We start from the raw sequence: 26465 nt of genomic DNA on the forward strand, positions 1-26465 counted from the left end.
GCCTGGTGGCGTCTTTGCGTCCCAGAGCGGAGAAGCGCGGGCTTAGGCCGCCGCCTAGCGTAAGGAAAGCGGTTGGGGCGGGCTGTGTCTCGAGTTTGAAGGCCGCGGGCTCCGGGCCGATGGGCGGGTCGGCTGTGCGGCCGGTCTCCGCCCGCAGCGGGCTCCGACCTAAAAGTTTCGCCAAGCGTCGCCTGCGGCTCCCTTGCTTGTCGCAACTTTTGCCGGGAGTGGCCACGCGCAAGCCGCGCCAAGCCCGCGCGTCTTGCGGGCGGTCACTCCTTTCACTGCCGACCCGCCCATCGGCCCTCCGCCCGCTACATGGCGGTGCTGTGATACCGAGACTTGCATTTCGGCCTCGTCGATGAAATGCGGTGCGGTATCGGCGCCACTCTGATGACTGAAGCACGTGAGGCCAGTGCTTGTGGCGTGCATGGTCTTGAGTTAGGTGGGCCGTGCGATGAAATCGGAGAGAAGGGGGCTCGGGTTCATCCGACCGGCTGGCGTCGGCTGTTGAGCAGGCAGGACTAGGGCTGTTCTGCGACCTGTGTCGGGCTGGCTGGTGACGCACCAGCAATTTGTTTTGACAACCGTCCTGCACTTGGCTAACGTAGATTCCAACACTGACTGGACCGGGCCTTTTCCGGTCGGGGATTCTAGGGGGATTACACATGGCAGTCTATTTGCGGGGCATGCTGATCAGCATCGCGCTGGTCAGCTCGATTGGGATGCAGAACCTGTTCGTCTTCAACAACGTGATGACCAACCGGCTGCGGCGGGCGCTTCTGATCACGGGCTTCGTCTGGATTGCGGACACAACGCTGACCGCGATTGCATTTCTCGGCATCGGGGCGCTGATCACGCGCTATGCCTGGCTGAAGCTGTTGATCCTACTGCTGGGTGGCGGCATCGTCGTCTGGATGGGCTGGGGGATTTTCCGCGGCGCCAAGGGGGCGACGTTGGCCGGTTCGGACCAGGCGATGCCGTTGAGTTCGGCCTTCACCGGCGCCTGGGTGGTCGCCTTCGCCAACCCGCAGGCAATCATCGACACCAGTGTCTCCTTTGGCGCGATGCGCAGCACGCTAGCGGCAGGTGAGGTCGCGCCGTTCTTTGCGGGCATCCTGTCGTCGACGCTGCTTTGGTTCTTCGGGGTGACGCTGGTGATTGGCCTGCTCAAAAACCGCCTGCCGCAGCGCTTTTTGATGTGGGTCAACCTGGTCTCCGGGCTGATCGTGATGGTGTACGGGACCACGCTGCTTTGGCACGCGGTCCAGCTTTTGCTCGGCTGACCGTTTTCGCCCCAAGCCAAACCGTGTATACTGAAAGCAGACTTGACTGGAGGTGGCGGCTTGAACCCCGCAAAACGGTATTTGGATCCGACACGCCTGCGCTTCGTGCTGCAGGGGCTGTTGGTGGGCGTGGCCACGGGGGGCGTGGTCTCCCTGTTTCGCCTGAGCATTGAAAAGGGCCTCGCGCTGGTGCAGGGGCTGTACCGCCACGGCGGCCTCGGCGTCGTGGCGCTGATGCTGGTGGTCGGCGTGGCGCTGGCCGTCGTCATCGGCCTGCTGCTCAAAAGCGAGCCCAACATCTCGGGGTCCGGGATTCCGCAGGTCGAAGGCCAGCTGCAGGGGGAGCTTGAGTTCTCCTGGTGGTCGGTGCTGTGGAAGAAGTTCGTCGCCGGGGTGCTCGGGCTTGGCGCCGGGCTGTTTTTGGGGCGTGAGGGCCCGTCGATTCAGCTCGGGGCCGCGGTCGGCCAGGGCGTGGCCGCCGGGTTCCACCGCAAGGGGTCGGACCGGCGCATCATGATTGCCGCCGGTGCGGCCGGCGGGCTGGCTGCGGCGTTCAACGCGCCGATCGCCGGCACGATGTTCGTGCTCGAGGAGGTCTACCACAACTTCAGCCCGCTGGTGTGGATCACGAGCCTCGCCAGCGCAATCGGGGCCAACTTCATCTCACTGAACGTGTTCGGCGAGGTGCCGGTGCTGCACCTCGTGTACACCAAGTCGCTGCCGGTGGAACTGTACTGGCACCTGCTGCTGCTCGGCGCGGTGCTCGGTCTGATGGGCTACCTGTACCAGCGCGTGCTGCTGGCGATGCCGGCCATCTACGCCAAGACGCGCATTCCGCGCGCCTTTCAGGGCATCGTGCCGTTCGTCCTGGTGATTCCGATCGGCCTGTACGCGCCGTCTCTGCTCGGCGGCGGCAACGGGTTGATCATCGCGATGGGTGACCAGATTCCGGCGCTGGCCGCGCTGTGCGGGATGCTCGCGCTGCGCTTCGTGTTCTCGATGGTCAGCTACGGGTCGGGCCTGCCGGGCGGCATTTTCCTTCCGATCCTGTCCTTGGGGGCGGTGATCGGTGCGGTCTACGCCTTGGCCATGGCCCAGATCGGCTGGCTGCCGCGGGTGTACGTGATGAACCTGATCATCTTCTCGATGGCTGGCTACTTCGCCGGCATCGGCAAGGCGCCGTTCACCGCGATCCTCCTGATCACGGAGATGGTGGGGAACCTGACCAACCTGATGGCGATGGCCGTGCTGTCGCTGGTCGCCTACGTGGTGGTCGACGTGCTGGGCGGCGCGCCGATCTACGAGTCGCTGCTCGCGCGCATGACCAAGCCCGAGGCGCTGGCCGGGATTCACCACATGGACCGCCTCGAGGTGCCGGTGTTCGCCGGCAGCGCCCTGGAAGGGGTCTTGGTGCGCGACTTCGCCTGGCCCAAGCACACGCTGCTCATGAGCATCCGGCGGGGGTCGGACACGGTGCTGCCGCACGGCGACACGGTGATTCGCGCCGGCGACACGCTGGTGGTGCTGACCGACAGCAGCCGCCGGGCCGAGGTCGGGGCGCAGATTGCCGCCAAGGGCGCGCAGGGCGCGACGGGCTGACCAAATTCGCGCTTGAGGTAGCCAAGGGCCGGGCTTTGTGATAGGCTACTACTAGTGAGTTTTTTCAGCGAGGAGGAAATCACTTGAGCAATCTATTAACGGTGCTGCTCATCATCGACTCGGTCCTGATTGTGATCGCGACCTTGATGCAGCCCAGCAAGCAGCAAGACGCCTTGAGTGCGTTATCCGGTGGGGCAACCGACCTGTTCGGTAAGCAAAAGTCGCGAGGGTTCGAAGCCTTCATGGAGAAAGTGACCGTCGTTCTCGGCGCGCTGTTCTTCGGTCTATCGCTTGCCCTGGTGTACCTGTCATCCCACTAACGAAGGCCTCCTGTAATCCGGAGGTCTTTTTTTCGATTTAGTCAACCATTCTAGAAAACGAGGGACTTGTTCATGACCACAGTCGGCCACATGAGAAACGAATTACTGGCGCTGTTTCGGCGCAACCCGGAGATCGGCTTTTCCGTGCAGTCGCTGAACCGCGCGCTGAAGCTTGAGGACGCCGGGGACTTCAAGGTGCTGGTGCAGGCGCTTGAGGGGCTGCAAAACGACAACCTGATCCACGAAGCCTCAGCCCTGTACCACCTAGGCGGCAAGCCGCAGAGCCTGCTGGGCATTTTCCACGGCAACGAGAAGGGCTTCGGCTTCGTTGCCATCGAAGACCAGGACAACGACGTCTTCATCGCCCCGCCGAGCACCAAGTTCGCGCTGGACGGCGACACGGTCGAGGTCCGCATCACGCGCCAGCCGGCCCCGGGCGACACCCGCGGCCCGGAAGGCGAGGTCGTCGCCGTCACCGAGCGCAAGATCACGCGGCTGGTCGGCGAGTACACCCCGCTGTCCGACGGCGAGGCGGCGCGCACCGGCTTCATCGGCACGGTGACCAGCCACGAGAAGAAGCTGCACCGCTACCCAGTGCTGGTCAAAAACACCGGGGAGCTGCCGCAGCTCGGCGACATGCTCCAAGTCGAGATCACGGCCTACCCAAATGAGAGCCGCCCGGCCAGCATGCTGGGCATCATCATCTCCAACCTGGGCAACAAGAACGACCCGGGTGTGGACATCATGTCCCTCGTGATGGCCAACGACATCCACGTCGAGTACCCGGAGGATGCGATGGCCCAGGCCAACGCGATTCCGGACCACGTCACCGACGCCGACCGCATCGGCCGCCGCGACATCACGGACCAGCCGGTGGTCACCATCGACGGCGACGACTCCAAGGACTTCGACGACGCCGTGGTCGCCTGGAAGCTGCCCAACGGCAACTACCACCTGGGCGTGCACATCGCCGACGTGTCCTACTACGTCACCGAGGGCTCGCCGCTGGATCAGGAGACCTACGACCGCGGCACCTCGACGTACCTGGTCGACCGCGTGATCCCGATGCTGCCGTTCCGCCTGTCCAACGGCATCTGCTCGCTGAACCCGGACGTCGACCGCCTCGCCATGTCCTGTGACATGGAGATCGACCACGAGGGCCACGTGGTGAGCCACGAGATTTACCAAAGCGTGATCCGCTCCCACGGCCGCCTGACCTACAACAAGGTCAACGACGTTTTCAAGGGCGATGAGGCCGCCATCGCCGAGTACGGCGACTTGGTGCCGATGCTGAACCTGATGAGCGAGATGCACGACGTTCTCTACAAGATGCGCCACGACCGCGGCGCCATCGACTTCGAGGAGAACGAGGCCAAGATCATCGTCGATGAGAACGGTCACCCGACGGACATCGTGCTGCGGGACCGCGGCATCTCCGAGCGCATGATCGAAAGCTTCATGCTGCAGGCCAACGAAACCGTCGCTGAGCACTACAGCAAGCTCCACCTGCCGTTCCTTTACCGCGTCCACGAGACCCCGGATGCCGATCGCATCAAGGACTTCGTTGACTTCCTCGCCACCTTCGGCCTGCACGTCCCGATCAAAAAGGGCGTGCCGGTGACCCCGAAGATGCTGCAGGACGTCAACACCGAAGTCTCCGGCACCCCGGAGGAGATGATGGTCAACGTCAAGATGCTGCGCAGCCTCAAGCAGGCGCGCTACTCCGAGGACCCGCTCGGCCACTTCGGCATCGCGGCCCAGTACTACACCCACTTCACCAGCCCGATTCGCCGCTACCCGGACCTGATTGTCCACCGCCTGATCCGCGACTACGCGCTGCGCGGTGCCGGTGAGGACGTGCAGGCCAAGTGGACCGACAAGCTGCCGGGCATCGCCGTGCAGACCTCCGTGCGTGAGCGCCACAGCATCGACGCCGAGCGCGCCGTGGACGACCTGAAAAAGGCCGAGTTCATGGCCGACAAGGTCGGCGAGACCTTCGACGCCGTGGTCAGCGGCGTCACCAGCTTCGGCATGTTCGTGGCCCTGCCCAACACCGTCGAGGGCCTGGTCCACATCACGCGCATGGGCGACGACTACTACAACTTCGTCGAAAGCCAGATGGCGCTGGTCGGCTCGCGGATGCACCACATCTTCCGCATCGGCCAGCCGCTGCGCGTGAAGCTCGACAACGTCGACGTCGAGCAGCGCCAGGTCGACTTCTCGCTGATCCCGGACAAGGAGTCCCCGGTTGCCGACGCCGAGATTCAGGCGCTGGCGGCCCAAAACAGTCGCGGCCGCGGCAACGGCGGCCAGGGTCGCCCGGATCGTCGCGGCGGCAACGGGCCGCGCAACGGCCAGGGCGGCAACGGTCAAAACCGCAACCGGCCGGGCCAGGGCGGCAACCGCGGCCGCGGCGGCCAGGGCAACGGGCGCGGCAACGGCGGCCAAAGCCACGGCTTCGGCAACACCATCGGCGCCCAGATTCGCAACAACCAAAACCGCGGCGGCAACCGGGGCAAGCACTAGCACCCGGCGGCGGCCGGGTCGCTGCCTCCGGCTCCGGGCCAAAGTGCGGCCCAACCACCGTAGCTAGGCTACCTGATCCGCTAAGTGCGCGCTTTTCCACGCTCGAAACGCGTTCGCCCGAGCAACGCGGGAGCGGTTAGCTACGCCATGGCGTCCGGGGCAAGAACCGCCCCGTACACCATGGCTAGGCTACCCGTCCCGCTAAGTGCGCTCGGGCTCACGCTCTAAACGCGTTCCAAAGCGCAACGCGGATGCGGATAGCTACGCCACGGCGCTCGGGCCAAAGTGCGGCCCAACCACCGTAGCTAGGCTACCCGATCCGCTAAGGGCGCGCTTTTCCACGCTCTGTCAGAAAGGAGTGACGTCACCTTGGCCAAGAAAATGCAGCCAAAGCCCGACAATTTGCTGGCGCAAAACAAAAAGGCGCGCCACGACTACAACATTCTCGACACCTATGAGGCCGGCATCGCGCTGACCGGCACGGAGATCAAGTCCGTGCGGGCCGGCAAGGTCAACCTCAAGGACGGCTTCGCCCGCGTGCGCAACAACGAGGCGTGGCTGGAGAACGTCAACATCAGCCCGTTCGCGCAGGGCAACCAGTTCAACGCCGACCCGATGCGCAACCGCAAGCTGCTGCTCCACAAAAAGGAGATCAAAAAGCTCGTGGAGGCCACGGACCAGCAGGGGCTGACCATCGTCCCGCTGCGCATGTACCTCAAGCACGGCTACGCGAAGGTGCTGATCGGCGTGGCGCAGGGTAAAAAGCTCTACGACAAGCGCGAGGCGCTGAAGCAAAAGGACCAAAAGCGCGACATCGCCCGCGCGATGAAGGAGCGCTACTGATCACAAAACCGCGCCGAGCGGCCGCTTTCCCATCAGGGAAGGCGACCGCCCGGCGCGGTTTTTGTCTGCGATGCGGTTGGCGGCTAGTCGTACATGTACTCGCGGGTCAGCGGCAGGCCGTGGCCCGAGGCGCCCTTGGTCAGCAGGTACTGGATGACGTCGATGTTGCCGGACTCGAACGAGGCGGCCGCGGCCTGCAGGTAGAGGTCCCACATGCGCACGAACTGGTAGTCGAAGTGCGACTGGATCAGGTTGCGCTTGGCGTTGAAGTTGTGGTCCCAGATCTCAAGCGTGCGCTGGTAGTGGCGGCGCAGCGGCTCGAGGTCGGCCACCTCCAGCCCCGCGGCAGTGATGTGGTCGATGTTTTCGCTCAGGCCGGGCACGTAGCCGCCGGGAAAAATGTACTTGGTCAGCCAGGCGTTGGTCGCGCCACCCTGCTGGCGGGTGATGCCGTGGATCAGCGCGGTGCCGTTGGGCTTCAGCAGCTTGGCGACGTCCTGGAAGTACAGGCCGAGGTTTTCCTTTCCGACGTGCTCGAACATGCCGACGGAGGTGACGTAATCGTACGGCGCGTGGTCCAGCTCGCGGTAGTCGCACAGCAGGACAGTGGCGCGGTCCTCAAGCCCGAGCGCCTTGATGCGCTGGTTGACGTACTTGAACTGCTCTTCGCTCAGTGTGATGCCGGTGACATTAAGGTGGTACTCGGTCGCCGCGCGCAGCATCAGGGTGCCCCAGCCGCAGCCGATGTCGAGGAAGGTCCGGTCGGGCTGGGGGTTGAGCTTGCGCAGGATGTGCTCGACCTTGTTCTTTTGGGCGTGGGTCAGGTCCTCATGCCAGTCGTCGAAGTAGGCACAGGAGTAGGTCATCGTGTCGTCGAGCCACAGCTTGTAAAAGTCGTTGCCCAGGTCGTAGTGGGCGGCAATGTCCTGCTTGCTGGTTTTTTCCGAGTGCGACTGCTTGGGGATGAAGCGGCGCAGCCAGGGCGCCTTCATGAAGCTGTCTTGGCTCTGGTAGGCGGCCGTCAGCAGGCGCTGCAGCGGGCGGGTGCCGCCGGTGACGGTGAGGTCGCCGCGCATGTAGGCCTCGCCAAGTGCCAAGCTCGCGTTCTTGATCACCGCCGCCAGCGCGACGGGCTTCTTGAAGGTGACGCTCAAGGGCGCCTCATCGCCCGTTCCGTACCGCTGAGTGTCGCCGTCCCAGTAGGTGACAAGAACCGGGATGCTGAACGAGTGGGCGAATAACGTGTCGTAAAATTTCTTCTCTAACATACTGACCTCCGGCGCAACTAAGCGTAATAATTTCTACTCTACTACCTTAACGCTTTGAGCGCGCGCCGCGACAATTTGCCGCTCGTGTAAGCGATTTAGCCGCACAGGTGTCACATTTTGGCCAAAATTCTCCGGAGACTATGGAGATGCAGCGCCCGATGCGTTACGCTGGAAGGAATGGACGCGGCACTGAGGAGGGAATTCACGGCGGGCCGCGCCGAAAAGAGAAGCCGTGAGTCACAATGATTCGACCAGCTGTTCCAGAAGATGCACAACAAGTGGTGCCTTTGATCAACCTCGTGTTCGAGGAGATGGAGGTGCCCGAGCTTCAGGCGCTGCCGGACGCCGCGCTGTTCAAGGTGTTCGAGCAGGCCTTTTTGCTCAAGGATTACCGCTACGGGTACCCGCAGACCTTCGTCCACGAGGCGAACGGGCGAGTCGACGGCATCCTCGTCGGTTACGGGCACGACCTGGAGGCGCACATCGACGACGCGTTCAAGCCTTTGCTGGCCCAGGTCGGGCTCGGTCCCGACCAGGAACTGTTCCCGGATTTTGAGAGCTACCCCGGCGAGTGGTACGTCGACACGCTGGCGGTGGCGCCGGCCGCGCAGGGGCACGGCATCGGCACCAAGCTGTTGACCGACGTCGCCGCCCTGCTCAAGCGGCGCGGCGTGACCACGCTGTCGTTGAACGTCGATCAGCTCAACCCCAAGGCCGAGCACCTGTACCGCAAGGTCGGCTACACCAAGCAGGGCGAGCTGATGATCGGCTCGCACCGCTACAACCACATGACCAAGGCTTTGTAGCCGGCTCACGGAGGCAAAAATGACGCAGATTCGATTCCTGGGCGGGCTGACGACGACCGGCGGCAACTGCTGCGAGCTGGTCACCCCGACCGGCCGCGTGGTGGTCGACCTCGGCGCAGACGGGGGCGCGCAAGTGCCGGATTCGGGGCAGGCGCTGTTCGGCGGCGCAGGCGCTGAGGTCGCTACCGCCGTGATCCTCACGCGCCTGGACGCCGCCCACGCCGGCGGCCTGCAGGCGGTGCCGGCAGCGGTGCCGGTGTACGCGGCTGCGGGCGCGGCGCTCGAGGACGCGGCGAGTTCGGTGGTGGCGCACGCCCTGCGCGCGCTGCCCGATTCGCTCTCCTGCGGCGGGCTGACCGTCACGGCGCTCGGCGCCGGGGACGCCGTGGTGGTCGCGGATGCGGCGCACCGCTTCGTGTTCGTCGGCGAGACGCCGCTTGATGCCGCGACCCGCTCGGCGGTGGCCGCGCTGCGCCCGACGCTGCTTGCCCTCGAGGTGCCGCAAGGGGCCACGCCCGAGCGCGTGGCGCTGTGTCAGGCGCTGAACCCGCGCGTCGTGGTGCCGTGGCACACGGCGGCGCCGGAAGCCGCCGGGGCAGTGCTCGATGACGCGACGCGCGCCGAGGTGCTGCTGCCGGAGTGGGGGCTGTACTACAGCCTCGACGAGCCGGAAGCGGACGAAGAAGACTGGTGAGACGCAAAGACGCCGGGCCCCAAAGCATATGCTTTGGAGCCCGGCGTCTTTTGGCTCACACCCCGTAGCTGACGCGGGCGGGGTCGTGGTGGACCAGCGGGTTGGCCTCGTAGATCTGGCGCCAGCGGTCCAGGATGGCGGCCAGCAGGATGCCGGCCGGCACATCGCGCGGGTTTTTGATGTCAATCACGAAGGTGGTGCCGGTGCCGGCGCCGACCGCGGCGATGGTGGTGACGGCCTTCATGCCGTGGTAGATGTGGTAGTTGTTGGCCAGCATGTTGCCGATGATCAGCCAGTTGAGGTCGGAGACGAACACGAACTCGTGCCAGACGCCGAACATTTTCTTCACCGAGCCGACGCGCAGCTGGCTGAGGTACAGGTCGTAGCGGGGAAACATGCCCATGGTGCGCTGGCGGATGCTGCCGACGTGGGTGCCGTCGATGGTGTGCAGGTTGAAGCCGTCGTTGGCCAGGCCGTGGCGCCCGTTCAGGATGAAGGCGGGGCGGGTGTGCTCGTCCTTGACCACGGTCATGCCGCCGTCGTGCAGGGCCTGCGCGTCGATGTAGTACTTCATTGCCGGTCGCCTCCCGCGTTGATGGCGATTGCGCGGTCGATCGCCGCGGCGACGCCGTCCTCGCCGTTGGTCTTGGTGGTCGCCCAGGCCAGCTGCTTGATCGCCGGCACCGCATTGCCCATGGCGACGCCGTACCCGGCCATGCTGATCATGGAGGCGTCGTTGAGGTTGTCGCCGATCGCCATGCACTCGGCCATCGTCACGCCCTGCTGCTTGGCGTAGGCGGCCAGCGCCAGGCCCTTTTGCGCCTGCCGGGCGTTGATCTCGATGTTGGTCTCGGCGCTGGCGGTGACGATCAGGTCGCCCTGGGCCTCGAGCGCCTGCTTGGGCCCCGCCAGCACGGTCTGGCCCGCGCCGGCAAAGGCGATGATCTTGAGAATCTCGACGGCCGGGTCGGCCAGAATCGGCGCGTAGTCCGGCACGTAGGTGATGGCCATCAGCTCCAGGCGCGCGGCGGCCAGGGCGACCGCCAGCTTGTAGGGGGTGTCCGGGTTCAGGTTCACCAGCAGGTCCGCGACGTTTTGGATGCGGGAGACCTTGCTGTTGGACACCACGCCAGTTGCCGTGACCAGCTCGTAGTAGAGCTTTTCGCCGTCCAAAAGCGTGGTGATGCGCTGCACGCTGGCCGGGCTGAGCGGCACGTCGACCTTGAGCGCGCCGGCCGCGTTGAACACGCGCGCGCCGTTGAGCGTGATGAAGGCCGGGTGCAGGTCGTGGGCGGCCATCAAGGGCTTGGCCTCGCTCAAGGCGCGGCCGGTGGCGACCATGAACTCGATGCCGTGCGCCTGGGCGCGCTTAATCGCCGCGGCGTTGGCGTCACTGACCTGCATCTCGTCGTTGAGCAGGGTGCCGTCCATGTCTGAGGCAATGATCTTGATCACGTGGGTTCCTCCTTTTGATTCGCGTGGTGGGGCCGGCCGGGGATGGCCCTTAATTCAAGCTTAGCACGAATCATCTGTGGAAGGTAGCCAAGCGCCGCGCGCTTTTGTACACTAGAGGGGATTGGAGGGCGCGATGAAAACTTTAATTCACAACGATTGGCAGACGGTGCTCGCCCCGGTGTTTGCGGGGGCGACTTACGCACGCCTGCACCAGTTCCTGAAGGCGGAGTACCAAAGCCAAACCATCTACCCGGAGATGCACCACATCTTTCAGGCCTTCGAGTGGACCCCGTTTGCCGACACCAAGGTCGTGATCCTGGGCCAGGACCCGTACCACGGCCCCAACCAGGCCGTCGGGGCGAGCTTCGCGGTGGCGCCGGGCGTGGCGCTGCCGCCGTCTTTGGTCAACATCTACAAGGAGCTGCAAGACGACCTAGGCATCGCGCCGGTCAACCACGGCTACCTGAAGGCCTGGGCCCAACAGGGGGTGCTGCTGCTCAACGCGGTGCTCACCGTGCGGGCGGGGCAGGCCTACTCGCACCAGCACCAGGGCTGGGAGGAGCTGACCGACGCGGCGATTGCGGCGCTGTCCGACCGCGGCGGGGTCGTGTTCATCCTCTGGGGCAGCGCAGCTAAGGCCAAGTCCGCCCTGATCGACACCAGCAAGAACGCGATCATTTCCTCGGTTCACCCGAGTCCGCTGTCGGCCTACCGCGGCTTTTTCGGCAGCAAGCCGTTCTCCAAGACCAACGCGGCGCTTGCGCGGCTGGGCCAGGCGCCGATCGACTGGCGGTTGCCGGCCGACCCGACCGCGTGATGTGTTTCAAGTTTTGCTAAAACTGTCCTATTTGGGAAGCGCAGTCATTGCCGTTGCACTGCGGGACTGGTATGATTAACCACGAAGCGTGGATGCGCTAACATTTGCAAAGACATTTGGAGGGACCTCTCTTGGATTTATTTGACAGTTTGAAGCAAAAAATTTCCGGCAAGAACCTGACCATCGTTTTCCCTGAAGGCACCGACCCGCGGATCATCGGCGCCGCCGTTCGCCTGGCCGCCGACGGCCTGATCAAGCCAATCGTGCTGGGCAACCTCGCCGCCATTCAAGAGGTCGCCGCGGCCAAGGGCTTCGACCTTTCCCGCGTCGAGCTGCGCGACCCGGCCACCGACCCGATCCACGCCGTGATGGCGCAGGCCTTCGTCGACCGCCGCAAGGGCAAGGCAACGCCCGAGCAGGCCGACAAGATGGTCCAGGATGCCAACTACTTCGGCACGATGCTGGTCTACATGGGCAAGGCCAACGGCATGGTTTCCGGTGCGGTTCACAGCACCGCCGACACCGTGCGCCCGGCCCTGCAGATCGTGAAGACCCGTCCGGATGCCTCCCGCATCAGCGGCGCGTTCATCATGCAGCGCGGCCGCGACGAGCGCTACCTGTTCGCCGACAACGCGATCAACATCGACCCGAACGCCCAGGAGCTGGCGGAAATCGCCGTTGAATCCGCGCGGACGGCCAAGCTGTTTGACATCGACCCGAAAGTCGCGATGCTGAGCTTCTCCACCAAGGGCTCCGCCAAGGCGCCGCAGGTGGACAAGGTGGTCGAAGCGACCAAGATCGCCCACGAGCTGGCCCCGGACCTGGCGCTTGACGGCGAGCTGCAGTTCGACGCCGCCTTCGTGCCGAGCGTCGCCAAGCTCAAGGCGCCGGACTCCGACGTCGCCGGCAACGCCAACGTCTTCATTTTCCCAGACCTGCAGGCCGGCAACATCGGCTACAAGATCGCGCAGCGCTTCGGCGGCTTCGAGGCCATCGGCCCGATCCTGCAGGGCCTGAACGCGCCGGTCGCCGACCTGTCGCGCGGCTGCAACGAAGAGGACGTCTACAAGCTGGCCATCATCACCGCCGCCCAGAACGCGGCCGAATAACCACCGCGGCCGGGGCGCGACGCCCGCAGCCCGGTCTTCGACAGCCGCCGCACGCCTCCCGAGCTCGGGTTGCGTGCGGCGGCTGTTTGTTTGTTGCTCGGTCGCGACTGCAGGGCCAAAAACGGGTACAATAGACCTGACCGACGAACGGCCGGCGTGGTTGCCGGAAGCACAAGACTCAGGAGGACATCATGGCATTACTGAACGAACAGGAACTGCAGGCGAAGGCGAAGGCGCTGGCCGACCAACTCAGGGCCGGCGACGTGCTGCTGTTGGACGGCGACCTCGGCGCGGGCAAAACCAGCTTCACCAAGGGCCTGGCCGCCGGGCTTGGCATCGCGGACTACATCAAGAGTCCGACCTTCACCATCATTCGCGAGTACCAGGATGGCCGCCTGCCGCTGTACCACATGGACATCTACCGCCTGGAGGACGGCGGGGCCGGCGACCTCGGCCTCGAGGAGTACTTCGAGGGCGACGGCGTCAGCGTCGTTGAGTGGCCGGAGTTTCTGGGTTCGGCCATGCCCGAGGAATACCTGATGATCCACTTCCACAAGGACCCCCAAAACGACGACCTGCGCGTGCTGACCTACACGGCGGTCGGCGCGCGGGCAGAGGCGCTGGCCGCCGCGCTGGCCTAACACAAACTTTGACGGACCCGTACTGCGGGTCCGTCTTTGTATCTAGGCGATTCTGATTTTTGGGGCCGCGCGATCGTGACTGATTGCTGTCTCGGCCCGGTGAGGGTGCCGGCGCCTAGTTGCCGAAAGCGCGACACGGCGTGGGCGATTGCGTTATAATGAATTCACATTATATTTTATGGAGGATATTATGACAGCGACGAAGCATTTGTATGAGACGTTCCAGCCAACGCACTACGATCTATACCTCGATGTCGACCGGCAGACCAAGCTGATCGCCGGCAAGACCACGGTCAGCGGCCACGCCACAGAGGCCGAGATTCGGCTCAACCAAAAGGACCTGACCGTCAGCGGCGTGACCGCGGACGGCGCGGCCGTGCCGTTCACCACGGACAACGCGGCGCAGACGTTGACCATCACGCTGCCGGCCGCCGGCGACGTGACGCTCACGGTGGACTACACCGCACCTTTGACCGACACGATGATGGGCATCTACCCGTCCTACTACGAGATCGACGGTGTCAAGAAGCAGCTGATCGGCACCCAGTTCGAGACCACGGCGGCGCGCCAGGCCTTCCCGGGCGTCGACGAGCCGGAGGCCAAGGCGACCTTTGATCTGGCCATCAAGTTCGACGAGCAGCCGGGCGAAACCGTGATCGCCAACATGCCAGAAATCAAGGAAGAAGGCGGCGTCCACTACTTCGACACCACCCGCAAGATGTCCACGTACCTCGTGGCCTTTGCCTTCGGGGACATGCAAAAGAAGCTGACCAAGACCAACTCCGGCGTCGAGATCGGCGTTTTCACCACCAAGGCCCACAAGCCGGAGGAGCTCGACTTCGCCCTAGACATCGCCAAGCGCTCCATCGAGTTCTACGAGGACTTCTACCAGACCCCGTACCCGCTGCCGCACTCCTACCAGCTCGGCCTGCCGGACTTTTCCGCCGGCGCGATGGAGAACTGGGGCCTGGTGACCTACCGCGAGGCCTACCTCACGCTTGACCCGAGCAACTCGACGCTGCGTCAAAAGCAGCTGATCGCCACCGTCATCGCCCACGAGCTGGCCCACCAGTGGTTCGGCGACCTGGTCACCATGAAGTGGTGGGACGACCTGTGGCTGAACGAAAGCTTCGCCAACATGATGGAGTTCGTCGCCATCGACGCCCTTGAGCCCGACTGGCACATCTGGGAGACCTTCCAGACCGGCGACGCGCCGTCCGCCTTGCGCCGCGATGCGACGCCTGGCGTGCAGTCCGTGCACATGCAGGTGGAGGACCCGGCCGAAATCGACGCGCTGTTCGACGGCGCGATCGTCTACGCCAAGGGCGCCCGCATGCTGGTCATGGTCCGCGGCCTGATCGGCGATGACGCCCTGCGCACCGGCCTGAAGGCGTACTTCGACGCCCACCAGTACGGCAATGCCGCCGGCGCCGACCTCTGGGCCGCGCTGGGCAAAGCCGCGGGCATCGACCTCGGGGCCATCATGCACGGCTGGCTCGAGCAGTCCGGCTACCCGGTGGTGACCGCCAGCGTGATTGACGGCAAGCTGACCCTGAGCCAAAAGCAGTTCTTTATCGGCGACGGTGAGGACACCGGCCGCCTGTGGCAGATTCCGTTGAACGGCAGCTACGCGACGCCGCAGCTGATGACCACGGCGACGCTTGAGCTTGGCGACTACCAGGCGCTGCGCGATGAAGCCGGCAAGCCGTTCCGGCTGAACGTCGGCAACGAGTCGCACTTCATCGTCAAGTACGACGCCACGCTTTTGGCCGACCTTTTGGCCACCGCCCAGGACCTCGACCCGATCTCCCAGCTGCAGCTGCTTCAGGACCAGCGCCTGCTGGCGGAGGGCCGTCAGCTCTCCTACGCCAAGGTTGTGCCGCTTTTGACCCAGTTCGCCGGTAGCACCTCGGCCGTCGTGCTCAGCGCGGTGTTTGGCATCGCCAACATGCTCAAGAAGTTCACCGCGCCGGACTCGGCCGAGGAAAAGGCGCTCAAGGCGCTGTTCACCAAGCTGACGGCGGCGCACGTTGCCCGCCTCGGCTGGGCGCCGGTGGCCGGTGAGGCCAACAACGACCAGCTCGCGCGGCCGCAGGTGCTCAGCGCCGCGCTGTACGCCGGTGACCCGGCCACGGTCGCGGGCGCGCACGAAGCCTTCGCCAAGGTGGCCGAGCCCAAGGACCTGCCGGCCAACACGCGGCCGTACATCCTGGCCAGCGAGATTCGCTGGCACGCAAGCGTCGAGCTGTTCGACAAGCTTCTCCGCGACTACCGCACGTCCGCCGACCCGAACTACAAGGAAGCCATCGCCTACGCCCTGACGGACACGCAGGATTCCGTTTTGATCGGCCGGCTGATCGACGCCTTCGAGGACGCCGACACCATCAAGCCGCAGGACCTGCGCGGCTGGTACGCCGGCGTGCTCGCCAACCCGGTCGGCCAGCAGGCGGCCTGGGACTGGCTGCGCACCGAGTGGTCGTGGCTGGAGAAGACGGTCGGGGGCGACATGGAGTTCACGACCTACATCACCGTGTCCGCCGGGCGCTTCTACACGCCTGAGCGCCTCGCCGAGTTCAAGGCCTTCTTCGAGCCGAAGAAGAACGTGCCGGGCCTGGGCCGCGAGATCGAGATGGACACCAAGGCCATCGCCGGTCGCGTCGACCTGATCGCCGCAGAGGCTGAGGCGGTCAACGCCGCCGTCGCAGACGCCATCAAGTAACAACCTGCTAGAGCTAAAAACAGCGTCCAGAAATTTCTGGACGCTGTTTTTTTGCGTGTGTGGCGGGGCGCTAGCGGGCGAGGGTTACTCGCCGCCCTGTTCCGAGCGGTACTTGGCCATTTTCTCGTGGAAGGTCTTCTCGGTCATGCCGTACGCGGTGTAGGTGATCGCGTTGGCGCCGGCCGCGATGGTCGCGAGAATCTGCGCGTCGGTCTTGCCGCCCGAGGCGATGATTGGGAAATTCGGGTGGGTCGGCTCAAGTGTGGCGCGGGCCCAGGCGACCAGCGCCGCGGTGTCGGCGCCGCCGGCGATGTTCAGGGCGGACACGCCGGCCTTGACGTATTCCAGCAGGTCCGGCGTCTGGCTCACGACGGTGTAGAAAATGGGGATGTCGACGATGTGGCGCACGCTGCGCAGCGTCTCCAGGCTGGTCGGGGCGTTGAGCACCACGCCCTGCGCGCCGTTCTCCTCGGCAAAGCGCGCGACCGTGGCCGCGCGCAGGCCCTTGGTCAGGCCGCCGCCGACGCCGGCCAGGATCGGCACGTTGGCGACGCGGCCGATGGCGTCGAGGATGCGCGTGTTGGGCGTCCAGGGGTAGACGGCGAGGATCGCGTCGGCGTCGCAGTTGGCGATCACCGCCACGTCGGTTGAGTAGACGATGGTCTTGATCCGCTTGCCGAACAGGCGGATGCCCGACGCCTGGCGGATGACGTCGGGGGACTCGACGATGCTTTCGCGCAGCGCCGAGGTGAGGTTGGGAATGACGGGACGATCAGCCATGATGGCACCTCCTGTGGTTTGCTTTTGGCCAGACTATAACACGAATCGGTGGACGGCGTAAAGGCTTTCATCACGTCGCCGCGCGGCACCCGGGGACACAAAAGGCGAGCCGGTTGGGCTCGCCCGAGGGTTACTTGCGCGTGGCGCGGAGGCTTGGCGCCGCCACCCACAGCATGATGAGGTTGATCAGGAGCATGCACGCCGTGGAAATGAACACCACGTTGTAGTCGAACAGGCCGGCCAGCGTGCCGCCGAGCAGCGACCCGAACATGTTGCCCAGCGCCTGGAAGGACTGGTTCCAGGAAAAAATCGCGGAGGTCGCGCTTGCCGGGGAGTTTTTGGTCAACAGGGTCTGAATGGTCGGAAACAGCGCGCCGTCGGACACCCCGACCAAAAGCCGGAGGACGCCGAGCGTCCAGACGCTGGTGACGAAGCCCTGCGGGAAGTAGACCAGCACCGCGAACAGGTAGCCGGCCATCAGGATCTTGCCCGAGCCGTGCTTGTCGCCGTACGCGCCAAGCCTTGGCGCCGCCAGGATGTTGGAGATGCCGGGCAAGGCGGCGATGATGCCGGCGACGAAGGCCACGGCCCCGCCGTTGTGCATCAGCTCCTTGACGTACAGGCTGATGATCGGCGCGATCGAGGTGTTGCCCAGCTGCACGAACAGGGTGGAAAACAGCAGCAGGATGATCAGCTTGGGGTTGTCGAACTGGCCGAGCAGCCCGCCCAGCAGGCCCTTGCCTTCGGTCTTCGGCCGCTCGATGGGAACGAAGTGCTCGGTGACCAGCGTGGCCGACAGGAGCCCGGCGATGAACAACAGCCCCGCGGTGATGAAAAAGGTGTTGCGGATGGAGAACACCGACGCCAGCGCGCCGCCGAGGATCGGGCCCATCAGCATCCCCGACGTCGAGCCGGTGACCAGGGTGCCGAGCGCCTTGCCCGCGTTTTGGCGCGGGGTCTGCGCGGCGATCAGCGCCTGGGCGTTGCTGATGAAGCCGGAAAACAGCCCCTGCAGCGCCCGCAGCGCGATCAGCTGCCAGATGTTGGTCGCCAGGCCCATCAGAAACATCGCCGTGGCCATCCCGAAGCTGGCGCGGATCAGCATGATTTTGCGCCCCTTGCGATCGGCTAAGGCGCCCCAGATCGGCGACACGATGGCGGTGACCAGGAAGGTGGCCGCGTACACCAGACCGGAGTAAAAGGAGACCTCGGACTTGGTGAAGTCCCCCAGCTGGCTGACGTACAGCGACATGAACGGCATCAGCTCCGAGAAGGCGACCCCGGCGATGAAGGTGCACCCCCACAGCACGTACAGGTTGCGCCGCCAGGGATTCTGCGGATTGTCCGCGTCGTCTTTCACTTCTATCACTTCTTTCACTTAACGTAACTTCCATTGTGGCCAATAATTGTGAAGATTTTGTGAAGATGAGCGGGCCGAGAAGTTTAGGAAAGGGCTTTCTCCGCGTGCGGTTCGTGGTACACTACCGGCGGAGGCCGACGGGCAGGAGACCGCATGCGTTCACGAATCGGCGACCAGCGACCGTGCCGAACCGCGCGCCCGGCCTGCACTTTCAACGCCGTGGCCAAAACGCCGGCGCGGGTTGCGGGCCAACCGCGCGGCCGCACCAACTGAAAGGAAGTGTTGAGATGACGTCACTATTCGTGTTGAGCGACGTGCACTACGACGGCACGCCCGAGCGCACCCGGGCGCTTGCGGCGTGCCTCACCACCATCCAAGGCCTGGATGGTGAGGCGACGGTGATGATCGATGGGGATCTGACCAACCAGGGGCTGGCGGCGGAGTTCGCGGGCCTGGGGGATGTGCTGGCGGGGTTCGACGGGCTGACGTTTCTGCTAAACCTTGGCAACCACGACGTGCGCGGGCCCTTCTCAGCGGGCTGGGAGACGGCCCCGGATGCCGACCCGGCCCACTACCACCGGGTGACGGTGCCGGCCTTCACCGCGCTGCAGGCCAGGGTGCACTCCCCGATGACCGGGTGGTACGACCGGATTGTCGTCGGTCCGTGGCTGGTGGTGGTGCTGAACCTCGAGCGCGGGCTCAAGGACGCCGCGGCCCTGTCCGATGCGCAGCTGACTTGGCTGGATCAGACGCTGGGTGCGGTGCCGACCGGCCTTACCCCGCTGGTGTTTTTGCACCAGCCGTTGAACCACACCCACTGGCGCAGCGACCTGTACGGCGGTTTTGGCACCTTCGACGCGCCGCTCAAGGGACTGCTCGGTCGGCACCCGAACACGGTGCTTTTGACCGGACACATTCACAACGGGTTCGGCTATACCGAGGTGATCCCCCGGTCCTACGCGACTTTGGTCGACCTGCCGGCGATGAGCGTCAGTGAGCTCGGCTACCGTGGCCTTGGCCTCGGCTACCGGCTGGTGCAAAACGCGGCAGGCCTTGGGCTTGAGGCCTGGGACCTGGCCGCCGGCACTCGGCTGGCCCAGTACGACCAGGTCGTGGACCTGCCGACGCTGGGCGCGCTGACCGCCGGGCTGACGGAGGCGGCCAAACCCCGGCCAACCCCGGCCAAAGGGCTGCCGGAAGCGGCGAAAACTGTGCTAACCGCCGCCTACGACCAACCCGAGGGGGATGACCTCAGCGTGCCGCCGCGCGCGCTGTTCGGCCCGGACGTTCAGGCACGGGTGCACGCCTGGTGCCGGGCGGCCGCCGGGCGTTGAGGCGGTGGGGCGCGTCGCGCAGCAGCGTTTCCCGCGCGGGGTGCATGGTTTCGGCGGAGCGGGTCGCGAGGTTGTTCGGCGGGTTGAGTCTGGGCGCGTCACGTCGTATGATAAGTGAGTATTCACTTACCGGGCGCGACCCGGAGCAAAGGAAGCGAGCGCATGAGCGTGAACGATGTGACCACCCTGTTCGACCAGTCGCTGGAAGCGGGGGACCTGACGGCCAAGCAAAAGGCGGTGCTGCGCGCCAGCCTCGAGCTCTTCGCCGCCCAGGGCTTTTCGCGCACCAGCACCGGCGACATTGCCAAGGCCGCCGGGGTGTCGGAGGGCACGGTATACAAGCGCTTCAAGACCAAGGAGGACATCCTTCAGGCCATCCTGGCGCCGTTTTTCCAGCAGGTGATCCCCCGGGTGGCCGGCGAGTTCGTCGACCAGGCGCTGACCGCACTGCCGCCGGATGTCGCGACCTTCCTGACGGCGGTACTGACCGACCGGCTGACCTTTGCCGTGCGCAACTACCAGGTGGTGAAGGTCGTGGTGGCCGAGGCCCTGCAACGCCCGCAGCTGGTGGCGCAGGTCAAAGCCACGTTCGAGCAGGCGGTGGTGCAGCGCCTGCTGCCGGCCATCGCGCACTACCAGCAGGCCGGGCAGCTGGTCGATTGGCCGCCGCTGCAGATTGTGCGCTACGTCGTCGGCACCATGGCGGGGGACCTGCTGCCGCAGCTCATCACGGGCCAGCCGGTCGACGTGGCCGCCATCGTGCCGCGCGAGGTGACCTTCCTGCTGCGCGGACTGCGGCCGGACCCGCAGGCGTGAAGGACATTCAGCGATAGACTGACCAAGCCCCGCCTGGTTTGCAGTGTGCAAAACAGGCGGGGCTTGGTGTGTCGTGTGGCAATTGCGTAATCTAGATCAGGCGGCAACGCGCCGAGGCGCTGGACCGGCGATTGGATCGCCCCTAGCCGGCGGTCGACTCGGCGTTGCGGCGCAGCTTCGCCGAGTACAGCGTGATGATCTGCCGGTACAGGCGGTGGTAGTCGGCTTCGGTCGCGTCGAGGTACCACGTGATGCGCGGGCCGGCGAAGTCGGGCAGGGCGCCGGCCGCGAAGTCGTCGGCGGTTGCGATCAACAGATCCGCCTGGTTGAGGTCGGCGTCTTGGTGCAGCACGGCCGCGGCGCCGATGTTGGCCAAAAAGCGCCGGACGTTAGCCGTGGCGATGTCGGTGTTGGGCATCCACAGCGCGACGTGGACGCGATCGGTCCAAGCGTTGCGGGTGCGGTAGGGCACGAACAGGTCGCACAGCACGGTGACGAAGGCCGCCCCGTCGGTTTTGAACGGGGCCATGTCCAACGTGTCGGGCAGGGTCTTAACGAAGGCGGTCAGGAGTGCTTGAAGGTGTGGCTGCTGGTAGCTCAGCTGGCTGGTGGTGAAAAAGTCGGCGGGCTTGACGTAATCGCCGCCCATGACGGTCCACGCCAGGCACAGCCTGAGCAGGTTCATCACCAGCTGCGGGTCCTCCCACATCGGCGCGGCGATGGTGTCGTCGCAGTTGCTCAGGTAGGCCATCAGCGCGGCGGCCACCTGCCACGGCAGGGCGTCTTGTGCCTGCAGGGTGGTCATCAGCGCGCTTTCCTGCGGCGTCAGCGGCGTGAAGCGAAGGCTTTTGGCTTGGACAAACAGGAAGAATCGGCTCTCGTCGCGCAGCGCACGGGTCGGCAGGCGCGGGAAGGTCGCGTGGGTGTAGACCGTGTCGGGCGCAGTCAGTGGCAAAGGCGCGCCGTCCCAGGTCACAGTGAAGCCGTGGGCCAGCCGGGTGCGGCACACCGCCCAAAACACCTGCTCCTGGGTGCGGGTGATGGGATCCGTCGAAGCGGTCGGCAGCTGGTCGTACTGCGTCGCCACCGCGCGCGCATCGATCGCGGCGAAGGGCCACTTGGTGCCGTGAAAGCCCAGCCAGTAAAAGGCGTTGAGAAACAGGCGCACCTGCTTCTCGTCGCCGGTGAAGCGCGCCTGCGTCAGCGAGAGCTTGAGGCGAAAGCGCGCGAGAAACTTGCGCACCGGCGCCGTCTTGCGCAGCAGCGTGGAGTGGCTGATGAAGTGCGTCGCACAGAACTGGTCGATGCTCGGCAGGTTGCTTTGGGCGACGTAATCGATGAACTGAAAGGCAAGCGCCTCCTCCAGCAGGTGGGCGCGGTACCGGTCCACGGGCAGGACCACCCGCCCGCGGGTCAGGGCACGCTTGACCTCGGGGCGGCTGGCCGACGTGGTCGCGGCCAGGTCGCGCGCAAGCTCCTGGAAGATGTTGTAGCTCTGCTGGTAGGACAGGCTGAGGCGCTTGCTGAGGTCGGTGATGGTCAGGGGGTCGCCGTGCTGGCTGACCAGGGTGCGATACATTGCGAACTTTTGCAAATCGGCCCGTTCTAGAAAAATCTCCTCGAATCGCATAACCCACGCCCCTCCCTGTTTGACTCCGGTATATCAAAAAGATGAACTTTGCGGCCGTTATTTTTAATCGACTTTTCATTGAAAAATTGGGTGAGGGAATATAAATGCCGCTGTTCGGGCCGTTATGGCACCGTTTGCGCAAAACAAGTTATCAATATATGGAAAACTTAATTGAAACGCCGGCGCGGCCAAGGGTATAATTGAGCCGTTCGAACGTCGGATACTTTAGGATTTTTGGGGGAAATATTACAATGCGCGGACGCGAAGATATCTTTCTGTCGATGTCAGAGACGGAAAAAATGAGCTTGTTCCGCAAGATCGTCAACTCCCGAACCGCCCAGACGCCAGTCGCGGATCGGATCGTTGCCGAGCTTTCACACAAGCCGCTGGTCAAGGACGTGAATCTCAAGCAGATCGCGTCTTTGACCGGCCGTAACTACGGGAGTGTTTACAACACCTACAACGGGCTGGTCGCCGCCTTGACGGACATGACCGGCAGCAAGTCCATCAGCACCAAGAAGCTGTTCAACCTGTCCTCGAGCTCGGTGCGCTACTACTTCGTCAACCAAAGCCACCCGTACCTGTTCCTGCAGGCGCTTTTGACCCACCAGTACGAGAACTTCGACGAGTTCCTGGCGGCCCAGGAGACCTCCAAGGCCACGATGCTGCGGCACCTGAAGCCGCTGCGGGACTTCTCGCGCAAGTTCGGGGTGCGCTTTTCCTATGAGACCCTGCGGCTGCAGGGCGAGGAGAACCGCATCCGCGTGTTTTTGACCATGGTCTACTGGCTGGCCACGGACGGGGCGGGGTGGCCCTTCTCAGACCTGGACCGGGAGACCATCGGCTCGGTCGTCGACCAGGTGGTGAAGCTGTACGACGTGGGGACGCCGAACATCGTCACCCGCGAGATCGCGATGTACTACGTCGCCATCTCGTACTACCGCATCAAGGACGGCAACGCGATCGCCTACGACGAGGCGACCTTGACGCTGAAGTACCCGACCGCCAACGTGTTCGAGGAGCTGCAGGACGCCTTCCCGTGGCCGAGCATCAGCCTCTCCGAGCAGCTGGGTGAAAGCGCGGCGGTGTACTTCCTGTTCAACTTCCTGCCGTTTTACGTCACGACCAACCCGGCGCAGCTGGAGCTGACGGTGCAGCGCTTCAAGCGCTACAACCCGAGCATCTACACGCTTGTCACCGACTTTCTAGCGAAGCTGCCGGTGTCTTTCGTGGAGCAAAACCGGCTGCCGGCCCAGGCGATGAACATGCTCAAGGCCAACCTGCTGGCCAATACGGTGTCGACGCTCGAGTTCGGCGACGACGTGTCCCAGACCATCGCCTACGAGATCAACGCCAAGCTGGAGCAGATTCCGGCCAACGTCGCGCTGCAAAAAAAGGTGCGCCAGACGCTGGAGCACGTGATCTTCACCCGCAAGCTCGACGAGTTCAACCCGGTGCTCGACACCCTGGTCGATTCGTTCTACCACAACCTGCTGCACCTGGCGACGCAGTTCATCCCACCGGTGAAGGTCAAGGTGGCGCTGGTGATCGAGCAGACGGTGCTCGGGTACATCGACCTGCTGGCGTTTTTGATCAGCCAGCCGATCGTCGAGATCCTCGAGCCCGAGCAGATCGCAGAGGCCGACCTCGTGATCGAAAGCTCTACCGTGCCGGATGCGGCGGCCAAGCGCGGGGATGTGCTGACCTACAAGTGGGCCGCCAATTCGTCCAACGACTGGTTCGGCGAGCTGTACGCCGAGATCCGCCAGATCTGGGACAACAAGCTCAGCCTGGGTGGCGCCGTTGACTACTGAGCACGCGCCGCACCTGTGCGTGGCCACCGTGCCGATCTTCAAGCACCTGCCTGAGGCGATGCTGACGCGGATCGGTGGGGTGGTGCAGCACACGCACTTTGAGAAGGGCGCCTCGCTTTATTTGACCGGCAGCCCCGCGGATGCGCTGTACATCATCCACGAGGGCCAAGTCAAGGTCTCGCGCGGTCTGGCCGACGGGCGCGAGCAGATCGTGCGGCTGCTTGAGCCGGGCGATTTTGACGGCGACCACGGGCTGTTTGTCGCCGAGCAGCACACCGCAAGCGCCACGGCCACCGCGCCGGTGTCCGCCTGCGTGCTCTACAAGCGCGAGTTCCAGCACCTGTTGGCCGACGCGCCCGACGTGTCCTTTGCCGTCATGCAGGAGCTGACGCGGCGCATCGACACGCTGGAGGCCAAGACCACCGCGGCGATGGCACCGGTGGAGGCGCGGCTGGCCGACTACCTGCTGGAACAGAAGCAGCCGGAGTTTCGCCTGCCGATGAAGAAAAAGGACCTGGCGCAGTACCTCGGCACCACGCCCGAGACCCTGAGCCGGCGCCTGAAGACCTTCACCAAGGCCGGCCTGATTGAGGAGGTGCGCCCGGGCGTGATTCGGGTGCTCGATGCCTCCGGGCTGGCGGCGCAATCGGCCTTGCAAGAACCCCTGGCGTGACGTATGATAGGGGCACATAGCAAACACGTGAGTAGGCGCTTAAGGGCAGTGCAGAGAGGTGACGGTTGGTGCAAGTCACTCAGGCCCGCATTCCAGCGCGACAGTGGGCGGCGATGAGCTGCACGGCAGCGACCGTTATCGTTTGAGGGTGGCCTGGTGGCCAAACTTGGGTGGTACCGCGGAAAGAAGCCTTTCGTCCCAATTAGGACGAGGGGCTTTTTTGCTTTTTTCACGGATGAATAGGAGGAATTGCGATGTTAGACATCAAGGTACTGCGCAACGACCCGGACTGGGCCAAGACAAAGCTCGGCGCGCGCGGCGTCAAGCCGGAGAAGATCGATGAGGTGCTCGCGCTCGATGAAAAGCGCCGCGGCATCATCGTCAAGACCGAGGAGCTGAAGGCCCGCCGCAACCAGGTCTCCGACCAGATTGCGGCCAAGAAGCGCAACAAGGAAAAGGCCGATGACGAAATCGCCGCGATGCGCGAGGTCGGCAAGGAAATCGGCGCGCTGGACAAGGAGCTGGCCGCGGTTCAAACCGAGCAGGACGACATCCTGGTGCGCCTGCCGAACTTCCCGGCCGATGACGTGCCGATGTCCATGGACGAAAACGACGCGCGCGAGGAGTACAAGTGGGGCACGCCGCGCCAGTTCGACTTCACCCCGAAGGCCCACTACGAGCTCGGCGAGGCCCTCGGCATCCTCGACTTCGAGCGCGCCGCCAAGGTGTCCGGCGCCCGCTTCGTCTACTACAAGGGTGCGGGCGCGCGCCTCGAGCGCGCCGTCTACAACTTTTTCCTGGACGAGCACTACAAGGAAGGCTACACCGAGATGATCACGCCGTACTTGGTGAACGACGACTCGATGTTTGGCACCGGCCAGTTCCCGAAGTTCACCGAGGACGTGTACTCGATCACCAACGACGGCGAGCCGCTGACGCTGATCCCGACCGCCGAGGTGCCGCTGGTCAACTACTACCGCGGTGACATCATCGACGCCGAAAAGCTGCCGATCAGCTTCACCGCGCTGTCTCCGGCCTTTCGCTCCGAGGCGGGCAGCGCCGGGCGCGACACCCGCGGGCTGATCCGGATGCACCAGTTCAACAAGGTCGAGATGGTCAAGTTCTGCAAGCCGGAGGACTCCTGGAACGAGCTGAAGAACCTGATTCACGACGCCGAGGACCTGCTGCAAAAGCTGGGCCTGCCGTACCACGTGATCACCCTGGCCTCCGGCGACGCCAGCTTCACCAGCGCCAAGACCAACGACCTTGAAGTCTGGCTGCCGGCCCAGGATCGCTACCGCGAGATCTCCAGCTGCTCCAACTGCACGGACTTCCAGGCCCGCCGCGCCCAGATCCGCTACCGCGACGACAACGGCAAGCCACAGTTCGTCCACACCCTGAACGGCTCCGGTCTGGCGGTGGGTCGCGCCGTGGCCGCCATCCTCGAGAACTACCAGAACGAAGACGGCAGCGTCACGATCCCGGACGTGCTGGTGCCGTACATGGCCGGCCAGACCGTCATCACAGCAGAATAAGTCAGAAGGGCAGCCCGCGTGGCTGCCTTTTTTGTAACCAGGGCGGCGCAAGGCGCACTTAGGCCACCGGCCAGCGTAAGGAGCGGCCGCTGGCTTGCAGAGCCCGACGATGACCGTTCCTTCTCGAAAAGTTTCCCGGATCCCGAACTTTTTTGGCTTTCGGGGTTGACCCGCCTTGGTTCACTTGGTATGATATTCCTCGTTGTCAAACGACGCGGCCGTGAAAGCCTATTACACAGGTCTTCGCAGGCCAAATGATTTAAAAAATAATGTTTGACAGCACAACGTCCACCTGATATACTCATAAAGTTGTCTTTTGGACAAGGTAGTCCTTTGAAAACTGAACAAAGTTTCGTAAATGTGATAGGGCTTTTCTTAATTGAAAAGAATTAAACATTGCGAAGTCAATTCGCTAGTAACAACAAATCGAGCTATTCAAA

General features: G+C 64.3%; 22 protein-coding genes. 16 read left to right on the plus strand and 6 right to left on the minus strand.

Going from position 1 to position 26465, the window contains the following annotated elements; all coding sequences use genetic code 11:
- The first annotated feature begins 668 nt into the window (after positions 1–668).
- The 5 genes from LE416_RS11920 to smpB all read left to right on the plus strand — a co-directional run bounded on the left by LE416_RS11920 (position 669) and on the right by smpB (position 6574).
- Positions 669–1286, plus strand: coding sequence for a LysE/ArgO family amino acid transporter (locus LE416_RS11920; RefSeq protein WP_225049153.1), 618 nt, complete (start codon positions 669–671; stop codon positions 1284–1286).
- A gap of 60 nt (positions 1287–1346) precedes the next feature.
- Positions 1347–2885 (plus strand): ClC family H(+)/Cl(-) exchange transporter, encoded by a 1539-nt coding sequence (locus tag LE416_RS11925; RefSeq protein ID WP_225049155.1) that lies wholly within the window; start codon positions 1347–1349, stop codon positions 2883–2885.
- Positions 2886–2968: 83 nt separating this feature from the next.
- Positions 2969–3205: a preprotein translocase subunit SecG gene (secG, locus tag LE416_RS11930; protein ID WP_225049158.1), complete on the plus strand. Its 237-nt coding sequence runs from the start codon at positions 2969–2971 to the stop codon at positions 3203–3205.
- A gap of 72 nt (positions 3206–3277) precedes the next feature.
- Complete coding sequence (gene rnr, locus LE416_RS11935; protein ID WP_225049160.1) at positions 3278–5731, plus strand: ribonuclease R; 2454 nt, start codon at positions 3278–3280, stop codon at positions 5729–5731.
- A gap of 369 nt (positions 5732–6100) precedes the next feature.
- Complete coding sequence (smpB, locus tag LE416_RS11940) at positions 6101–6574, plus strand: SsrA-binding protein SmpB (RefSeq protein ID WP_225049162.1); 474 nt, start codon at positions 6101–6103, stop codon at positions 6572–6574.
- A gap of 83 nt (positions 6575–6657) precedes the next feature.
- Here smpB and LE416_RS11945 read toward each other — a convergent pair whose 3' ends face one another.
- Entirely contained in the window at positions 6658–7842 is a 1185-nt protein-coding gene (locus LE416_RS11945; protein WP_225049164.1) for an SAM-dependent methyltransferase, read from the minus strand.
- Between the two features lie 242 nt (positions 7843–8084).
- On the opposite strand from LE416_RS11945, the gene LE416_RS11950 reads away from it, so the two are divergent.
- Together LE416_RS11950 and LE416_RS11955 are read left to right on the plus strand one after the other, a co-directional pair.
- Positions 8085–8648 carry a GNAT family N-acetyltransferase gene (locus LE416_RS11950; RefSeq protein ID WP_225049165.1) on the plus strand — a complete coding sequence of 188 codons (564 nt, stop codon included), beginning with the start codon at positions 8085–8087 and terminating at the stop codon, positions 8646–8648.
- 19 nt (positions 8649–8667) lie between these two features.
- Positions 8668–9342, plus strand: a complete 675-nt coding sequence (locus LE416_RS11955; RefSeq protein WP_225049166.1) for a hypothetical protein — start codon at positions 8668–8670, stop codon at positions 9340–9342.
- A gap of 55 nt (positions 9343–9397) precedes the next feature.
- On the opposite strand, the gene LE416_RS11960 is transcribed toward LE416_RS11955, so the two are convergent.
- Entirely contained in the window at positions 9398–9916 is a 519-nt protein-coding gene (locus LE416_RS11960) for an LURP-one-related/scramblase family protein (RefSeq protein WP_225049167.1), read from the minus strand.
- A complete protein-coding gene (locus tag LE416_RS11965) occupies positions 9913–10797 on the minus strand; it encodes a Cof-type HAD-IIB family hydrolase (RefSeq protein ID WP_225049168.1) in 885 nt (294 codons plus the stop codon). Before LE416_RS11965 ends, LE416_RS11960 begins: the two co-directional genes overlap by 4 nt.
- A 133-nt stretch (positions 10798–10930) precedes the next feature.
- Here LE416_RS11965 and LE416_RS11970 point away from each other — a divergent pair, with 133 nt between their 5' ends.
- The 4 genes from LE416_RS11970 (at position 10931) to LE416_RS11985 (ending at position 16083) form a co-directional block, all read left to right on the plus strand.
- On the plus strand, positions 10931–11614 hold the full coding sequence (locus LE416_RS11970) for a uracil-DNA glycosylase (RefSeq protein WP_225049169.1): 684 nt from the start codon (positions 10931–10933) through the stop codon (positions 11612–11614).
- A 131-nt stretch (positions 11615–11745) separates the two neighbouring features.
- Positions 11746–12723 (plus strand): phosphate acetyltransferase, encoded by a 978-nt coding sequence (gene pta, locus LE416_RS11975; RefSeq protein WP_225049170.1) that lies wholly within the window; start codon positions 11746–11748, stop codon positions 12721–12723.
- A gap of 191 nt (positions 12724–12914) precedes the next feature.
- Positions 12915–13364, plus strand: a complete 450-nt coding sequence (gene tsaE / locus LE416_RS11980; protein ID WP_225049179.1) for a tRNA (adenosine(37)-N6)-threonylcarbamoyltransferase complex ATPase subunit type 1 TsaE — start codon at positions 12915–12917, stop codon at positions 13362–13364.
- Between the two features lie 190 nt (positions 13365–13554).
- Positions 13555–16083 (plus strand): M1 family metallopeptidase, encoded by a 2529-nt coding sequence (locus tag LE416_RS11985; RefSeq protein WP_225049182.1) that lies wholly within the window; start codon positions 13555–13557, stop codon positions 16081–16083.
- A gap of 84 nt (positions 16084–16167) precedes the next feature.
- Here the strand turns inward: LE416_RS11985 and LE416_RS11990 are convergent, their stop codons facing one another.
- Positions 16168–16863 carry a beta/alpha barrel domain-containing protein gene (locus LE416_RS11990; protein ID WP_225049184.1) on the minus strand — a complete coding sequence of 232 codons (696 nt, stop codon included), beginning with the start codon at positions 16861–16863 and terminating at the stop codon, positions 16168–16170.
- Between the two features lie 130 nt (positions 16864–16993).
- Positions 16994–18241 carry an MFS transporter gene (locus LE416_RS11995; protein WP_225049187.1) on the minus strand — a complete coding sequence of 416 codons (1248 nt, stop codon included), beginning with the start codon at positions 18239–18241 and terminating at the stop codon, positions 16994–16996.
- 269 nt (positions 18242–18510) lie between these two features.
- On the opposite strand from LE416_RS11995, the gene LE416_RS12000 reads away from it, so the two are divergent.
- A complete protein-coding gene (locus LE416_RS12000) occupies positions 18511–19557 on the plus strand; it encodes a metallophosphoesterase family protein (RefSeq protein ID WP_225049188.1) in 1047 nt (348 codons plus the stop codon).
- Between the two features lie 162 nt (positions 19558–19719).
- Entirely contained in the window at positions 19720–20373 is a 654-nt protein-coding gene (locus tag LE416_RS12005) for a TetR/AcrR family transcriptional regulator (RefSeq protein ID WP_225049190.1), read from the plus strand.
- A 142-nt stretch (positions 20374–20515) separates the two neighbouring features.
- Here LE416_RS12005 and LE416_RS12010 read toward each other — a convergent pair whose 3' ends face one another.
- A complete protein-coding gene (locus LE416_RS12010) occupies positions 20516–21967 on the minus strand; it encodes a helix-turn-helix domain-containing protein (RefSeq protein WP_225049191.1) in 1452 nt (483 codons plus the stop codon).
- A 287-nt stretch (positions 21968–22254) separates the two neighbouring features.
- Here LE416_RS12010 and LE416_RS12015 point away from each other — a divergent pair, with 287 nt between their 5' ends.
- From LE416_RS12015 to serS, 3 genes are all read left to right on the plus strand, one after another.
- The gene (locus tag LE416_RS12015; protein ID WP_225049192.1) at positions 22255–23817 is read left to right on the plus strand and encodes a helix-turn-helix domain-containing protein; all 1563 of its coding nucleotides are present in this window, start codon (positions 22255–22257) and stop codon (positions 23815–23817) included.
- Entirely contained in the window at positions 23807–24490 is a 684-nt protein-coding gene (locus tag LE416_RS12020) for a Crp/Fnr family transcriptional regulator (protein ID WP_225049194.1), read from the plus strand. The genes LE416_RS12015 and LE416_RS12020 overlap by 11 nt, the downstream gene beginning before the upstream one ends.
- Before the next feature lie 254 nt (positions 24491–24744).
- Positions 24745–26025: a serine--tRNA ligase gene (serS, locus tag LE416_RS12025; protein WP_225049195.1), complete on the plus strand. Its 1281-nt coding sequence runs from the start codon at positions 24745–24747 to the stop codon at positions 26023–26025.
- Positions 26026–26465 lie beyond the last annotated feature (440 nt).

The sequence above is a fragment of the Lacticaseibacillus kribbianus genome, assembly GCF_020180945.1.
Taxonomy (GTDB): domain Bacteria; phylum Bacillota; class Bacilli; order Lactobacillales; family Lactobacillaceae; genus Lacticaseibacillus; species Lacticaseibacillus kribbianus.

What these genes read in the sequence shown, in the direction of transcription:
- LE416_RS11920 (WP_225049153.1), top strand. Translation starts at nt 669, where the DNA reads ATGGCAGTCTATTTGCGGGGCATGCTGATCAGCATCGCGCTGGTCAGC.
- rnr (WP_225049160.1), top strand. Translation starts at nt 3,278, where the DNA reads ATGACCACAGTCGGCCACATGAGAAACGAATTACTGGCGCTGTTTCGG.
- LE416_RS11945 (WP_225049164.1), bottom strand. Translation starts at nt 7,842, where the DNA reads ATGTTAGAGAAGAAATTTTACGACACGTTATTCGCCCACTCGTTCAGC.
- LE416_RS11950 (WP_225049165.1), top strand. Translation starts at nt 8,085, where the DNA reads ATGATTCGACCAGCTGTTCCAGAAGATGCACAACAAGTGGTGCCTTTG.
- LE416_RS11955 (WP_225049166.1), top strand. Translation starts at nt 8,668, where the DNA reads ATGACGCAGATTCGATTCCTGGGCGGGCTGACGACGACCGGCGGCAAC.
- LE416_RS11960 (WP_225049167.1), bottom strand. Translation starts at nt 9,916, where the DNA reads ATGAAGTACTACATCGACGCGCAGGCCCTGCACGACGGCGGCATGACC.
- LE416_RS11970 (WP_225049169.1), top strand. Translation starts at nt 10,931, where the DNA reads ATGAAAACTTTAATTCACAACGATTGGCAGACGGTGCTCGCCCCGGTG.
- tsaE (WP_225049179.1), top strand. Translation starts at nt 12,915, where the DNA reads ATGGCATTACTGAACGAACAGGAACTGCAGGCGAAGGCGAAGGCGCTG.
- LE416_RS11985 (WP_225049182.1), top strand. Translation starts at nt 13,555, where the DNA reads ATGACAGCGACGAAGCATTTGTATGAGACGTTCCAGCCAACGCACTAC.
- LE416_RS11990 (WP_225049184.1), bottom strand. Translation starts at nt 16,863, where the DNA reads ATGGCTGATCGTCCCGTCATTCCCAACCTCACCTCGGCGCTGCGCGAA.
- LE416_RS12000 (WP_225049188.1), top strand. Translation starts at nt 18,511, where the DNA reads ATGACGTCACTATTCGTGTTGAGCGACGTGCACTACGACGGCACGCCC.
- LE416_RS12005 (WP_225049190.1), top strand. Translation starts at nt 19,720, where the DNA reads ATGAGCGTGAACGATGTGACCACCCTGTTCGACCAGTCGCTGGAAGCG.
- LE416_RS12015 (WP_225049192.1), top strand. Translation starts at nt 22,255, where the DNA reads ATGCGCGGACGCGAAGATATCTTTCTGTCGATGTCAGAGACGGAAAAA.
- serS (WP_225049195.1), top strand. Translation starts at nt 24,745, where the DNA reads ATGTTAGACATCAAGGTACTGCGCAACGACCCGGACTGGGCCAAGACA.